10 protein-coding genes, 3 tRNA genes and 1 pseudogene are annotated in these 14,625 nt (G+C 31.2%); 1 reads left to right on the forward strand and 13 read right to left on the reverse strand.

The features are described from left to right. The 4 genes and pseudogenes from DWW96_RS05035 to DWW96_RS05050 form a co-directional block, all read right to left on the reverse strand. Positions 1–191: pseudogene (locus tag DWW96_RS05035) on the reverse strand (ketol-acid reductoisomerase); the annotation flags it as partial. An 87-nt stretch (positions 192–278) separates the two neighbouring features. Further along, entirely contained in the window at positions 279–761 is a 483-nt protein-coding gene (gene ilvN / locus DWW96_RS05040) for an acetolactate synthase small subunit (RefSeq protein WP_022089853.1), read from the reverse strand. A 180-nt stretch (positions 762–941) separates the two neighbouring features. After that, entirely contained in the window at positions 942–5,630 is a 4,689-nt protein-coding gene (locus DWW96_RS05045; protein ID WP_117909522.1) for a leucine-rich repeat domain-containing protein, read from the reverse strand. A 176-nt stretch (positions 5,631–5,806) separates the two neighbouring features. Continuing rightward, on the reverse strand, positions 5,807–7,783 hold the full coding sequence (locus tag DWW96_RS05050) for a family 16 glycosylhydrolase (RefSeq protein ID WP_117909524.1): 1,977 nt from the start codon (positions 7,781–7,783) through the stop codon (positions 5,807–5,809). Positions 7,784–8,044: 261 nt separating this feature from the next. Between DWW96_RS05050 and DWW96_RS05055 the strand changes: the two genes are divergently transcribed. Beyond that, positions 8,045–8,117: transfer RNA gene (locus DWW96_RS05055), tRNA-Thr, on the forward strand. A 170-nt stretch (positions 8,118–8,287) separates the two neighbouring features. Here DWW96_RS05055 and rlmB read toward each other — a convergent pair. The 9 genes from rlmB to DWW96_RS05100 all read right to left on the reverse strand — a co-directional run bounded on the left by rlmB (position 8,288) and on the right by DWW96_RS05100 (position 14,506). Next, positions 8,288–9,028 (reverse strand): 23S rRNA (guanosine(2251)-2'-O)-methyltransferase RlmB, encoded by a 741-nt coding sequence (rlmB, locus tag DWW96_RS05060; protein WP_022089850.1) that lies wholly within the window; start codon positions 9,026–9,028, stop codon positions 8,288–8,290. A 24-nt stretch (positions 9,029–9,052) separates the two neighbouring features. Then, positions 9,053–9,505 carry a ribonuclease III domain-containing protein gene (locus DWW96_RS05065; RefSeq protein WP_117909526.1) on the reverse strand — a complete coding sequence of 151 codons (453 nt, stop codon included), beginning with the start codon at positions 9,503–9,505 and terminating at the stop codon, positions 9,053–9,055. Next, complete coding sequence (gene cysS, locus DWW96_RS05070) at positions 9,490–10,896, reverse strand: cysteine--tRNA ligase (RefSeq protein WP_117909527.1); 1,407 nt, start codon at positions 10,894–10,896, stop codon at positions 9,490–9,492. The genes DWW96_RS05065 and cysS overlap by 16 nt, the downstream gene beginning before the upstream one ends. Positions 10,897–10,900: 4 nt before the next feature. Beyond that, on the reverse strand, positions 10,901–11,554 hold the full coding sequence (gene cysE, locus DWW96_RS05075) for a serine O-acetyltransferase (RefSeq protein ID WP_022089847.1): 654 nt from the start codon (positions 11,552–11,554) through the stop codon (positions 10,901–10,903). A 92-nt stretch (positions 11,555–11,646) separates the two neighbouring features. Further along, the gene (locus DWW96_RS05080; RefSeq protein ID WP_022089846.1) at positions 11,647–12,648 is read right to left on the reverse strand and encodes a GNAT family N-acetyltransferase; all 1,002 of its coding nucleotides are present in this window, start codon (positions 12,646–12,648) and stop codon (positions 11,647–11,649) included. A 47-nt stretch (positions 12,649–12,695) separates the two neighbouring features. Continuing rightward, a complete protein-coding gene (locus DWW96_RS05085; protein ID WP_022089845.1) occupies positions 12,696–13,607 on the reverse strand; it encodes a phosphatidylglycerol lysyltransferase domain-containing protein in 912 nt (303 codons plus the stop codon). A 3-nt stretch (positions 13,608–13,610) separates the two neighbouring features. Continuing rightward, a complete protein-coding gene (gene ispF, locus DWW96_RS05090; RefSeq protein WP_022089844.1) occupies positions 13,611–14,078 on the reverse strand; it encodes a 2-C-methyl-D-erythritol 2,4-cyclodiphosphate synthase in 468 nt (155 codons plus the stop codon). A gap of 274 nt (positions 14,079–14,352) precedes the next feature. After that, positions 14,353–14,426, reverse strand: a tRNA-Met gene (locus DWW96_RS05095). A gap of 7 nt (positions 14,427–14,433) precedes the next feature. Continuing rightward, positions 14,434–14,506: transfer RNA gene (locus DWW96_RS05100), tRNA-Val, on the reverse strand. Positions 14,507–14,625 lie beyond the last annotated feature (119 nt).

Genomic DNA, 14,625 nt, shown 5'->3' on the forward strand with positions numbered 1-14,625 from the left:
AATCCCTGCTTTTCAGCCTTAGCCCATGACTTGCTTCCTTCATATAAACCAATAATGACATCGCATCCTGATTCCTTTAAGTTTAATGCATGTGCATGTCCCTGGCTACCATAACCGATGATTGCGATTGTCTTTCCATCTAATAATGAAAGGTTACAATCTTCCTGATAATAAATTTTTGCTTCTGACATTGTTACGCCTCCGTAAATATATGTATTATTTGTTGCATAAAGCAACTAAAAACCAATCTGCTTTATCACAGATATAATTTTTGTTTATTATTTTGTTCCTCTTGCAAGACCTGTAATTCCTGTTCTTACAAGTTCTAAAATTTCGTAATCAGCTAAAAGATTCAAGAATGCATCTAATTTATTCTGATTTCCTGTTAATTCAATAATAAGTGAATCTATACCAACGTCAACAATCTTAGCTCTGAAGATATCAGCTACTGCCATAACCTGCTGTCTCTGTTCAGGTGTTGTCTTAACTTTTGTTAAAATCAATTCTCTGCACACTGAATTATTATCTTCAAGTACCTCAACCTTATTTACGTCTACAAGCTTTTCAATCTGTTTAATAATCTGTTCGATTATATCATCATCGCCTGTTACAACAATTGTCATTCTTGAATATCTAGGATCCTGTGTTACTCCAACAGTTAAGCTATCAATATTATAACCTCTTCTGCTGAACAAACCAGCTACTCTATTAAGTACACCTGATGTATTATCTACCAAAACTGATAAAACTTTTTTATTCATATTTGAGTAACTCCTTCTTTTTATTTTACTCATTTTATATTATCACATATGCATTTTTTGTCAATAATTGCACATTTACCACATATATAAAACCAGCATTCTTTTTAGTTCAACATATCATTTTTATAAACATTCTATAACAAAGTATTTATCTTTCTCTATATAAACACTTTATAAATATTATTTGATTCTTACAGCTTTTACCTTACTCCATTTTCCATACTTTTTCTGTTTTCCTGACTGAATATAAGTTCTAATTTTAAAATACACTTTTTTCTTTGATTTCAATTTCTTTTTTATAAATTTAGAAGTCGACGATTTCTTAATAAATTTTATAGTCTTATATTTTTTGCCATTCTTTGACATTTGAATCTGATATCCAGTAATTCCACTGATTTTACTCCAAGTTAAAGTTGCCTTTTTCTTTCCTCGTTTTACTTTCAATTTTATAATCTTATTAAGATTTTTAGTGTCTGAAATATCAGAAATACTATTTTTAGTTGTATCTGTGATTTTATCAGAAACATTAAATTCAATTATTTTCTCAATATAAACATTATTTTCTAATTTTACTCTAACCTTTATCGCAGCTTTTCCAGCTTTTTTCCCTGTTACATAGATAGCTTTTTCTTTATCTTTATAATCATAAGATACAAAATTCTTTCCATCGTTAACATACGAAACTTCAACACCTTTATACATTGAGTTAACTGGTTCAAAACTCAAATCAATTTTTGTTTTTTCATTAACAGTTATATTTGTATTGCCACTATAAACAATATTGGAAACTTTTTTCTTTGTTGGAGTTACAGTGACTGTTCTTGTAGTGTTATTTACAATCTCGCCACCTCTCATAGCACAACATGAAATTGTCACTTTACTGTTATCATCCGGCAAGCTTATAATGGTTACATTTCCCCAATTGTCCACAGTCGCAACATTTTCATTACTTGAAGTAAATTTTAATGTATTTGTAGTAATACTTGACATGTTAGACATAATATCATCCTTAATAGATTGATTGAAAACGTTTGTAACACTTGTCAATATACAGTATGTACTATCTAATTCTATCGACTTATTCTCTAATGTTATTTTAGAAATATCTCCGTCTACCACAACTTCATATGTTACACCACACTTTTCATTTCCTATTGCAGGATAAATTGTAACTTTTGTTTTACCTGTTTTTTTGCCAACTAAGGTAAATGTCATTCTATTTGTATCAATGTTTCTTACTTCAACTATACTGTCGTCCTCTACAACCGATGTAAGCATTTTATTTGCAATATTTTCGTTAAATTCGTATTTATACTTAATTCCATTAGTATTTAACAAATCAAGTCTATTACCGGATTCAACAATATTATCATTCTGATCCTTTACTACTAATTTTAAATTATCAGATGAAACAACTACATTAAACGTCCTTACAGCTTCTCCTGCTTTTGATTTGACAGTTATAACGGCTTTTCCCATACCTACAGCTTCAAGTTCACACTCAGTCACTCCATCTTTTTCTTCAACATTACAAACCTTTACAACTGACTCATCATCACTTGTGTATGATATTTTATCTTCATATCCACTTGGGACATCAAGCTGATATGACAATGTAGCTGTAATTTTTGTTTTGTCTAACAAAGTAATATCCACATTTCCTTTATTCGCAATTTCTTTGTTATTTTCATCTTTAACAGATGATATTGTTCCAGGGATTACATTATAAACATATATTGTCTTTATAATTGTTCCTGCCTTTACTACAATTTTACTTGTGCCACAGCCTGTGCCTGATGTTTTTACATCTATGTATTTTCCATCACCTGATACTGTATAACTTATAAATTCTTCTCCTGTTTCAACCTTCCATTCAATCTTATCTGTCATATCGCTATCATTTGATTCAGGTATAAAATTAGGTTTAATTCTATATGACTTTTTATTATTTGTACTATTTATATATAATGAATCATCTGCAATAATTTCCTTACACGGATTTGCCTGAACATCCACTAAATATAATCCTGAAACAGCACACGGATTAACATAATATCCACTATCCCCTTTACCAAGTATAAAAGAAATATCGCCTTCTACTGTAACTGGTACGTCATCTGCTTCATATTTTCCCTGAATTCTTGGAGCAATAATATTAACTTTTCCACTTCCCGTCCAATTTGTTGCCGAAATATTGTGAGAAAAATTCAAGTCTGCAGTTACACTCATAGGAAGTTCGTCCATTATTCCTGAGAACGAATCATTATCCTGATCATATTCCAATTTAGTATCGCCAATTTTTACTAATTTTATTTTATTCCATGTTTCCTTTTGTATAGTGTAAAACGGTAATACTACTTCCGAATTAACCCTTACAACCTGATCTTTATTAACTACTCTTACAGATAAAGAAAATTGCGGAACATATGAAATATTATCCTCTGTCATCTTTACAATACAACTATCTGATAATTCACTAAAACTGTCTCTGTATTTAACAGGTATAGTTAATACACCGTATGCAAAATTTTGATTAATTGTACAAATATCCGGTATATCAATATATTTTAAACTCACATCATTAGACATACTATTATTCTGTACATTCTCAACGGAATCACAAAATCTAACATCTTTCAAAAATTGACAGTTTGAAAATGTGCCAGACATTATGTTTTTAATTTTTCCTTCTTTATTCATAATAAAGTTTGTAAAAGGGCAATTTGCAAAAGCTCCTCCTCCAATATATTCAATTTTTGAAAGTGCGGATGCATCACACTCTGTTAATCCTCTCTTTTTTGAAACAACACCGTCAATGATTCTTGAGCAATTATTAAAAGCATTATTTCCTATTTTTACTAAATTATACGGAAGATTCAACTTACCAATATTTTCACATCCGCTGAAAGCATCTTTCTCAATTATTTCCAGACTTTCAGGTAATTTATTATTCAACTCTAAATTTTTACACTGATAAAATGCTTTAACGCCAATTTTTTTCAATGTGCTAGGAAATTCCACTTTATTTAAACCCACATACCATGTATCATTTTCACGCTTTAAGGAAGATACAGTTCTATCATCACTACCATATAAATTAGAAAAACAATTATCAAACATTCCTTCAGGAACCTCTGTCATTTCTGTAGGAAGTTTAACAGTTTTCAAATTTATGCATCCTTTAAATACATTTTTTCCAAATACAGTTCTATTATTATTCGACAAATCAATATCTTCTAATCCTGTATATGAATGTGTATATACCTTTTGCTTATTTGCTCCCGGTACACATAATACAACTTCTATATCAGAATCATATTTATTGTAACTATCTCTAAAATTTTCCTGATTAAAATATCCAATATTCAGTTCATAATACTCCTGCCCATTTCCATATGTATAATATCTATATTCAGTATCTCCCTCCTGGTAAGTTTTATGTATATCTTTCTTTGAAATATATACGCTTCTTCTTCCTTCACAAACTTCTTCTTTTTTTATTGCCCCGCAATTTTCAAATGCACTTTCACCAATCAATGTAATGCTTGATGTAAAATTAACATTATGCAAATTCGTAGCGTTTTTAAAAGCCTTACTTAATATTTCTATACCAAAATTAATATTATCCTGATTTTCTGAAGGGAAATGAACATCTGTTAAATTATAGCATTCTATAAATGCCTCACTTCCTATAGAAAGTATTGTATTTTCTTTTATTTCATGTGTATATTCCCCAAAATTAACTTTTTGTAACAAACTACATTTTTTAAAAGCTTCGAATCCTATAGTTTCAATATTATCCGGCATATTTATTTCAATAAATTTACAACCTAAAAATGCATAATCGCCAATATAAGTTAATTTATCTAATCCTTTAAATATATCAGAATCATATACACTTGTTCCCCAAAATGCTCTTTCTTCAATTCTCTCAATTGATTTAGGCAAAATAACTTTATATAATGATGAGCACCCATTAAATACATTTCCTGAAATAGTAGTCATTTTTGTATTTTTTGACAAATCAATTGAATATAATCCACTTTCACCAAACGCATTATTTCTTATATCTATAATTTGTTCCGGAATTGCTATTTTTCTTAGAGCTTTTGTTCCTCTAAAAAAGCCAGCCGGAATTGCTGTCATGGCTGCACCAAATGTAACATTTGATAATGCTGTACATCCGTCAAAAACTCCTGTTCCCAATCCATTAACAGAATCATCACTTGAGTTTTCCAAAGCTGCATTAATATAATCCGGTATCTTTATACTCTCCAATGATTCACAAACACTAAAAGCTCCATTACCAATTTTAATTAACGATTCAGGTAATGTTACATTATTTAACTTTGTACATCTGCTAAATGCATCATTATGAATTTTCTTTAAACCATCAGGTAATACAACCGTTTCAAGACTTTCGCACCTATAAAAAGCTGCTTCATCTATTTCTTCTAAATTTTCTGGTAATTTTATTGATGTAAGATTACACATCTGGAACTCATACTTATCAATCTTTTTAACTTTTGAAAGAGTGGACAAATCCATATTTTTTACAAGTCTCATATATCCTAAACCTGTAACTTCCTGAATTTGAGGATAATTGCTTAAATCCAAATCTCCCTCATATTCCTTTAATTCTTTAAAAGTCAAATCGTTTCCATTTGAAATTATGTCTTTTAAAGCATTTCTCAATTCAGTATCCGGTATAATTTCTTCATTAACCACCTTTGAATCTGAATACTTATTCTGGTCTGTTGATGCAGATACATTTTCTACTAACAAATGTATTCCCGAATAATCTGCCATCGTAAATACCATTGCTGTTGCTAAAATTGTAGCTAAAATTCTTTTTGAAATTCTCAACATAAAACTCCCCTTTTCAATATAAAATAAATATAAAACATAAGTATTTTAGCATATTCTTCGTATTCAAACAATATATGCATTGTTTTTTATTAAAATAACTTTTACTTTTTCGCTCTAAACACCTAAAAAAGGAATTGTCACGTTACCGTAACAATTCCCTTTTATAATATATTACTTTAATTAACCATTTCAAATTTCCACAACTGGTTAGCTTGAGCCTTATAATCCCACTGCTGAACATTTCCACCATTAGATGTAGACCATCCGCCAACTTCTAATGACTTATTGCTATGCTTGTTAATGAAGAATACATATCCTCCATCAACCTGGGTAATATACCATCTTTGATTAGCTGTTTTATTATTATCCCAAATTATGGCATTACCACCATTATCCTGTGACCATCCGCCCATATCAAGAGCTTTTCCTGTTAATGCACTTTTAATAATATATGTGTAGTCATCATTGTTATAATCTAACTCCCATTCCTGAGCTATATTTCCATTTGCCTCACACTGCTGTACATTTGTACCACTTGCCTTATTTGCTCCTGCAACATCAAGACAAAGTCCACTATGTTTATTAACAATCTTATATCTTGCTTTTTCAACTTTAATAGATGATACTCTATCATTAAATGCTGTGCCTATCCATTTAGTGTCTGATGTGACAACCATTGATTCGCCACCAAAATTATCATTATCATATAATGTAACTTTGTATCCAAAAGGTACTTTAATAGATGACAAATCATCATTTTTAAATCCTTTTGCCAAAAGACTGCTTAATGTATAATTTCCAACTCCTAAAGATGCTGTATTTCCACCATAATTAATATCCTGATAAATATATACATCTCCTGATGTTGAATTTACATTTCCTGATGAACTGCTTCCTGATGAACTGCTTCCTGATGATGAACCACTTCCTGATGATGAGCCACTGCTGTTATGTGTATATGTGTATTTTGATGTATCTTTTACATATCCTGATGTATTACAATATGTAAACCAATAACTAACATTATCTCCTGATTTCAATCCATTAATAGTATATGTTGCCTTATTTCCTGATTGTGTCATTCTTACATTCTGCTGTGCACCATTATTTACTGAATAATGAATATCTGTCCATTTTGAATCATTTACATAAGCTGTAGCTGAATTGTTTCCTGACGAATTCATTCCCATTCCACTAGCTGGTGTATTTGATGTATCTGTATTTCCTGTATTTCCTGTATTTCCTGTACTTCCCGTATTACCACTATTTCCACCATTGTTTTTATCTACATTATTTGATGATGAACTATCAAATGAAGGATTGTCCTGATATACTCGAACATAATCAACTTTCATTTCCTGTGGGAATGCACTATCATCAATTGAAAATCCCGGCCAATTGCCACCTACAGCCACATTAAGCAATAAATAAAATGGCTTGTGGAATTCATCTGTATCTCCTGCATTATTTGCTATTGACATTTCATAGAATTTATTTCCATCTACAAAAAATCTAATATACTGATTATCCCACTGGAGACCGTATGTATGATACTGTGTTATATCAAAATTTCCAGTTGGTTTTCCATATTCTGCATGTCCATTTGCATTCCAATGACATGTACCATATGTTTTATTTTCTGCATTTATTGCTTCCATAATGTCTATTTCACCACACGATGGCCAACCTACACTTCCAATATTTGCTCCCAACATCCAAAATGCAGGCCAAATTCCCTGACTAGACGGAAGCGCAAGTCTTGCTTCTACATATCCATATGTAAATGTAAATTTTCCATTTGTATTAAGTCTTGCTGATGTATAATTTTTTCCACCATACGCTTCTTTTTTAGCTCTAATATGTAACGCTCCATCAGCAACATATGCATTATCTGTTCTATTGGTATAGTACTGTTGTTCATTATTTCCCCATCCATTTGAACCTGTTCCTATTTCAAATCCCCATTTTGAAGCGTCAATAGAATTCCCATTAAATTCATCACTCCATACTAACGTTGATGAAGTTGTCGCTCCCTTAACCGGTGACACATTTATTGTACTCAACGACATAGTCGCAACCATCGCAACTGATGCTAAGCCAATAATTGCTTTCTTTGCATACAAAGAAAGTATTTTCTTAGATAATTTTCTCATTAAAAAAGTCCTCCTTCAAACACATCATATAGCTCATTATAATCATTCCCCAATTTCCAATTGTATATAGTTTATCATTTTGCACAATCTTTTTCAATATTGCAATGTTTTTTTATGAATTTTGCACAATTATTTTATTTTTTTAATCGTTAACATTTCAATTAAGCAATACAATTTGTACAATCAAATAAATTACATTTACTTTTTTCTATTGTCTATTTACTATCTTTATGTTATTATCATTTAAGTTAAACTAATTAAGCCCCCGTAGCTCAGTCGGTAGAGCGCTACCTTGGTAAGGTAGAGGTCTCGGGTTCAAGTCCCGTCGGGAGCTTCTAAAAAATAAGAATCAGCATCTGATTTGCTGATTCTTATTTTTTCTATTTAATACTTAATGCTAAATTTTAATTACACTTTAAAAAAATTAAAACTATATAATCATCTTTCTATCAGAATTTCATTCATTATAGTCTTCTCTGTCTATCAAACAAAGCATTTAATATATTATAGCATTCTCTGTCTTACAATTTCATATGCTAAAACACCTGTAGCAACGCTAGCATTAAGGGAATCTATATCTCCAAACATAGGCACTGAAGCAATAAAGTCGCATTTTTCTTTTACAAGTCTACTTACTCCTTCTCCCTCATTTCCTATAACAAGACCTATAGGTCCTTTCAAATCAAGGTCATACATTCTTGTTCCACCCATGTCAGCGCATACAAACCATAATCCTTGGTCTTTAAGTTTTTCAATTGTTTTTGCTATATTAGTAACCTTTGCTACAGGAGTATAGTTTATTGCACCTGCTGAAGCCTTTGCAACTGTTGCTGTTAACCCTGCTGCTCTGTGTTTTGATATAATAACTCCATGTGCACCTGCTAAATTAGCAGTTCTTATTATCGCCCCTAAATTATGTGGGTCTTCAATATTGTCTAAAACTATAATGAAAGGCTGTTCATCTTTCTCTCTTGCCCTTTCAAGAATATCATCAACTGTAGCATAATCATATGCAGCTACATACGCTATTACTCCCTGATGTTTTCCTGTTTCAGACATTTGATCCAGACGTTCTTTTTTAACATAATTTATAATTGTATCTTTTTTCTTAGCTTCTCTGATAATTGTGTTCATCGAGCCTTCCTGACAATGCTCTAATACAAACAATTTATCGATTGTTTTTCCCGCACGGAACGCCTCAATTACAGCATTACGTCCTTCTAAAGTCAACTCGCTATATCTCATTCTATTTCCTCTTAATCTTAAAGCTTATTCCTTACCCTCTTTAATATTGTTTAATCCTTTTTTTATAAGTTCCATCATTCTTTCAGACTGCTCAGTCAAATATAAATATCCCATTACAGCCTCAAAACCTGTTGCTCTTCTGTAATCACCCATTGATGCATTCTTTGCCCTTGTTATAGCTTTAGCATTTCTTCCACGCTTATAAACACGAGCCTCATCTTCAGTCAAATCTTCATAAAGACTAAGTATCATATCTGATTGGGTTTTAGCTTTTACTAAATCTGCAGCTGCTTTATGAATTTTGTTAACCTGCCTGTTTGCTTCATCAACTATCATTGTTCTGATTACAATTTCATAAATTCCATCCCCAATGTAAGCCAATGTCAAAGGTGAATAATCAACTATATTAATTTCTTTTAATCCCATGGATTCTTTTATGCTTTTAAAAATGTCGTTATTATTTACGCTTTTGTCCATGTTGTTCCTTCTCTTGTATCTTTCAAAACAATTCCTTTAGCTGCAAGTTCTTCTCTTATAGCATCTGCTGTTGCAAAATCTTTTGCCTTCTTAGCTTCAGCTCGTTTTAAAATCCTTTCTTTAATATACTGTTCCATTTCAGAATCTACATCTGAACTTTCCTGTGTATTTTCATTTTCCAATAAATCCAAAGATAATACTTTATCAAAATCTTCAATAATGTATCTCTTTGTTGCATCATTTACATCATCTTTTAATAAGTCATAAATTAAAGTAATACCTGATGCTGTATTTAAATCGTTTCCAACTATTTCTATAAATTTCTTTTTATATTCAGCTGCCTTTGCCTCATTAACAGTTCCTTCTTTGTCTAATTTAGCAATTCTATTCTTTAATTTCTTATATCCTGCAGCAACTGAATCTAATACTTCATACGAAAATTGCAATGGTTTTCTGTAATGAGACTGTAAACAAAACATTCTGTACACAAGTGGATTATATCCTTTTTCCTCTAAAAGAGATACTGTAAGAAAATCACCTTTTGATTTACTCATTTTACCTTGCTTATCATTTAAATGATGAACATGGAACCAGTAATTACACCATTTATGTCCAATATATGCTTCACTCTGTGCAATTTCGTTCGTATGATGAGGGAAAATGTTATCAATTCCTCCGCAATGCAAATCTAAATTTTCACCTAAATGCTTCATACTTATGCATGAGCATTCAATATGCCATCCCGGATATCCTACTCCCCATGGGCTATCCCATTTTAATTCCTGATCGTCAAACTTTGACTTGGTAAACCACAATACAAAATCAGTCTTGTTTCTTTTATTTTCATCAACATCAACATCATCTCTTACACCAACCATCAAGTCATCTTCATTATGGCTTGACAAAGTATAGTATTTGTCCAATTTTGATGTATCAAAGTATACATTTCCACCTGCGATATATGCATATCCTTTTTCTAACAATCCGGAAATCATTTTAATAAATTCATCTATACAATTTGTTGCTGGTTCAACTACATCAGGTCTTTTGATGTTTAATTTATTACAATCGCTAAAGAAAGCATCTGTATAAAACTTTGCAATTTCAAGAACTGTCTTATGTTCTCTTTTTGCTCCTTTAAGCATCTTATCCTCACCTGTGTCGGCATCACTTGACAAATGACCTACATCAGTAATGTTCATGACTCTTTTTACATTATATCCTTCGTATCTTAATTCTTTTTCAAGAACATCTTCCATTATGTAACTTCTTAAGTTTCCAATATGTGCATAATGATAAACTGTAGGCCCACATGTATACATTCCTACCTGTTTTTCGTCTATCGGTTTAAATATTTCTTTTTTCTTCGTCAGCGTATTGTATATTTGCATCTTATTACTCCTTAATATGATTTGCTAGTTTCATCATTATTTCTTTTAATTCGAGATTTTCTTTTTTAAGTTGTTTTATTTCCAACTGAACAGGATTTGGCATATTAACCTGATCCAAATCGAGCCTTGGCATTCTTACATTATCCTGTTTTACAATTTCACCCGGTACACCTACAACTACTGAATTCGGAGGCACTTCTTCTAAAACAACAGAACCTGCTCCAATTTTAGAATTTTCTCCAATTGTAAATGAGCCTAATACTTTAGCTCCCGCTCCAACCATTACATTATCCTGCAAAGTTGGATGCCTTTTACCTTTTTCCTTTCCTGAACCACCTAATGTAACACCCTGGTACAAAGTTACGTTATCTCCTATTATTGTTGTCTCACCAATAACAACTCCATGACCATGGTCAATAAATAATCCTTTACCAATCTGTGCTGCAGGATGAATTTCTATTCCAGTCTTTCTTGCAGCTCTTTGTGATATCATTCTTGCACGAAATACGTGTCCTTTTTCATATAACTTATGAGCTTTTCTATATTTATATATTGCCCAAAAACTTGGGTATAACAATGCTTCTAAATTTGTTTTAATTGCAGGGTCTCTATCCTTAATTACTTCCACCTGCTCTTTATAATATTGAATGAATCCCATTTTAAATCCCTCTTTTTACTTCCTTCTATAAATATCAATAACCTATATTCATAGATATCAACATAGATTATACACACTTGTAATGATAATTTCTATACATAATCATTAATAAAAAATCCGTGCTTCATACAGACTTCAGGCAATCCATCAATTAATTTATAACCAAATACATGTTGTGTCAACTGTCCAATTGTAACATGAAACTCTGCTTCTTCAGTTGTTGGCTCCATTTTTATATTTGTATGCTCATAGGAAATTTTAAATCTTCCATTATTTCCCGGAAGGACTGAATCCTCAATTTCTATCACAAACTGTCCTACTCCTCTCATTCCTATAAGTCTTAGTGTTTTTCTTAAATTTATAATTCTTGCCATGGCATATGGCTTTTTTTCATTTAGCAACCATGTCATACTTTGTGTTTCATTGTCAAGAACTTCCTCAATTGCTTCATCATCTACAACTATTCGATATCCTACAACAACCTTATTCTCAACATAAATTTCGATTCTGCCATCCTCAACTTCTAATAAATCATTCATTTTTTTAAAATAATCTCTATTTTTAGTCAAAGACACATCATACCTTTCTTCCATTGCCGACTCAGCAAAAATTGCTAATCTTGGGAAATCAGAAGGCTCTGCCTTTCTAAGAATAAGTGAATGGCTAGGTTTTTTCCTTGCTTCTTCCTTTTTCTGTAGTTCTTTATCCATTACATACTCAAAGCCTAGTTTTCTATAAATCATGGCGTTTGTCTCATCTGATGGAATCAAATATGTGAATGCCTCCATATCTTCATACATATCACTAAGAATATACTTGAATATTGATTTCATTACACCTTTTCTTCTGTATTTTTCTAATGTTGATACACCGTATATATAAAATACATTAGTTTTAAGCTTACCTGTTGTTACAGTCTTTGGTATCAAATGTACTGCACCAATAATTTCTCCGTCCTCTTCATCAACTGCAACAAAATTATTCTTAAGACAATTATTCATATAGTAATCCGTATATTCCTTACTATCTTGAAAGCATTGTTCATAAATACTTCGGATATTCAGTTTTTCGTTTTTTTCTAAATATCTAATCATGTTCCATCTCCTGATATTCAAACAATTTCTAATCGAACAATTAGAAACTATTTTTGAATTATTGTATATTTTTCAACCATATATATTGGATTATATGACAATTTTGACTTTCTTAGTCCTTCTAATCCCATATCGTCTTCTCTGTTTTCTTTTGCTGCATTTGGAAATGCTACTTTTAAGAACTCGCTACATATAAAAGTATATAAACCACGAATGTTTGGATTAGCTTTTTCCACAGGAATATAAACCATATCTTCCTGTTTGTAGTAATTTCCAATAGTAAACGCTTCTAATTTATCATCTATATAAACTGAGCCAATTTTATAATCAAATACATTTTCATGTTCTAAAAGATATTTGATTCCAATTGCTTCAAAATCTATAAATTCTTTTTCTTCTGTATGCTCTTTATGCTGTTTCCAATTTTCCAAATAATCCATTATCTCATCATGATGCGTACTATCTAACAGTTTAAATTCATATCTTCCTTCATATTCCCTACAAAATGCATTGTAATGATTCTTTTTTTTATGATATTTTCTACCACTTAATGTCTGTAATTTTTGAGCATCATATACATAATCATAATAAGTTCTATCAGGAATTACAGTATACTTATCTTCCGGCAAATTAAGAATATCAACTGCTTCTTTATCAACTACATACATAACAAGCTTCTTATTTAAAACTTCATTAAAGTATTTTTGAGTATCATAAAAGCACTCTTTTAAATCTTCGTTCCTGCAACATGGAACTGAAGAATAATATTTATTATCTTCGCTTTTTGCTACCCACATCACACCTTTTTCATTACAAAAATATTGTGTTGGATAACAATCAGTCCACATATATAAATCCAACAAATTACTGTCTGCCGTCTCTGGCCTTCTCATTAAATAATATTTCTGTAACTTATTGTAATCTTCAATTCTAATATCTTTTAATTCTACATCCTTCATAACTTAATTAAGCAGTGCAATCGCCTGAGATGAAATTCCCAAGCCTTCTCCTGTAAATCCTAATCCTTCCTCTGTCGTTGCTTTAATACAAACCTGATTTTCGTTTATATTTAAAGCTTTCGCTACGTTTTTTACCATCTGTTCTCTATATGGAGCAAGTTTTGGTTTTTGTGCAATAATTGTTGCATCAATATTTCCAATTGTATAATTGTTATCTTTTAACAATTTTCCTACGTGTTCTAATAATATAATACTCGATATATCTTTATATTGTTCATCATTGTCAGGAAAATGTTTTCCGATATCTCCAAGTGCAGCTGCACCAAGAAGTGCGTCCATAATAGCATGAACAACAACATCAGCATCTGAGTGACCAATCAATCCATATTCATACGGAATTGTAACTCCACCCAAAATTAATTTTCTCTCTTTTCCTAATCTATGAACATCATATCCCATTCCAATTCTCATAATCTATTTCCTTTAATAAATACAACAAATTAATTCAAATATATATTATAGCATTTTTCTATATCTCAGTCGATATACGACTTGTTAATTAAAATACTATATTTATACACTCTCTGACACATATTTTTTAGTATAACACTATTCATGTATTTTTATCTACAAAGATTACAAGTTTTGTAACAAATAATCAATGCTCAATTTTTTCTTATAAATTTCATAAACCTTCTAAATAAACGAAAAAAAAGAAGGTTTCCTTAATCAGAACCTTCTTAAGTAGCGAAGGGGGGATTCGAACCCTCGACACCACGGGTATGAACCGTGTGCTCTAGCCAACTGAGCTACTTCGCCATATAAATGGGACCTACAGGGCTCGAACCTGTGACCCCCTGCTTGTAAGGCAGGTGCTCTCCCAGCTGAGCTAAGATCCCGTTGCAATCAAACTGCTTTATTAATATAACCATTTGTGCAACTTTTGTCAACAACTTTTTTCATTTTTTTTAATTTTTTTAACTAGTAGTTTAATTTGTAGTGTAATTCACTCTTACAA

It is taken from the genome of Eubacterium sp. AF17-7, assembly GCF_003461285.1.
GTDB classification, from domain to species: domain Bacteria; phylum Bacillota; class Clostridia; order Lachnospirales; family Lachnospiraceae; genus Eubacterium_U; species Eubacterium_U album.

Coding starts and splice junctions, on each gene's coding strand:
- ispF (WP_022089844.1), bottom strand. CDS start 14,078: ATGAGAATTGGAATGGGATATGATGTTCATAGATTAGGAAAAGAGAGA.
- DWW96_RS05085 (WP_022089845.1), bottom strand. CDS start 13,607: ATGAAGGATGTAGAATTAAAAGATATTAGAATTGAAGATTACAATAAG.
- DWW96_RS05045 (WP_117909522.1), bottom strand. CDS start 5,630: ATGTTGAGAATTTCAAAAAGAATTTTAGCTACAATTTTAGCAACAGCA.
- DWW96_RS05080 (WP_022089846.1), bottom strand. CDS start 12,648: ATGATTAGATATTTAGAAAAAAACGAAAAACTGAATATCCGAAGTATT.
- cysS (WP_117909527.1), bottom strand. CDS start 10,896: ATGCAAATATACAATACGCTGACGAAGAAAAAAGAAATATTTAAACCG.
- ilvN (WP_022089853.1), bottom strand. CDS start 761: ATGAATAAAAAAGTTTTATCAGTTTTGGTAGATAATACATCAGGTGTA.
- DWW96_RS05065 (WP_117909526.1), bottom strand. CDS start 9,505: ATGGACAAAAGCGTAAATAATAACGACATTTTTAAAAGCATAAAAGAA.
- DWW96_RS05050 (WP_117909524.1), bottom strand. CDS start 7,783: ATGAGAAAATTATCTAAGAAAATACTTTCTTTGTATGCAAAGAAAGCA.
- cysE (WP_022089847.1), bottom strand. CDS start 11,554: ATGGGATTCATTCAATATTATAAAGAGCAGGTGGAAGTAATTAAGGAT.
- rlmB (WP_022089850.1), bottom strand. CDS start 9,028: ATGAGATATAGCGAGTTGACTTTAGAAGGACGTAATGCTGTAATTGAG.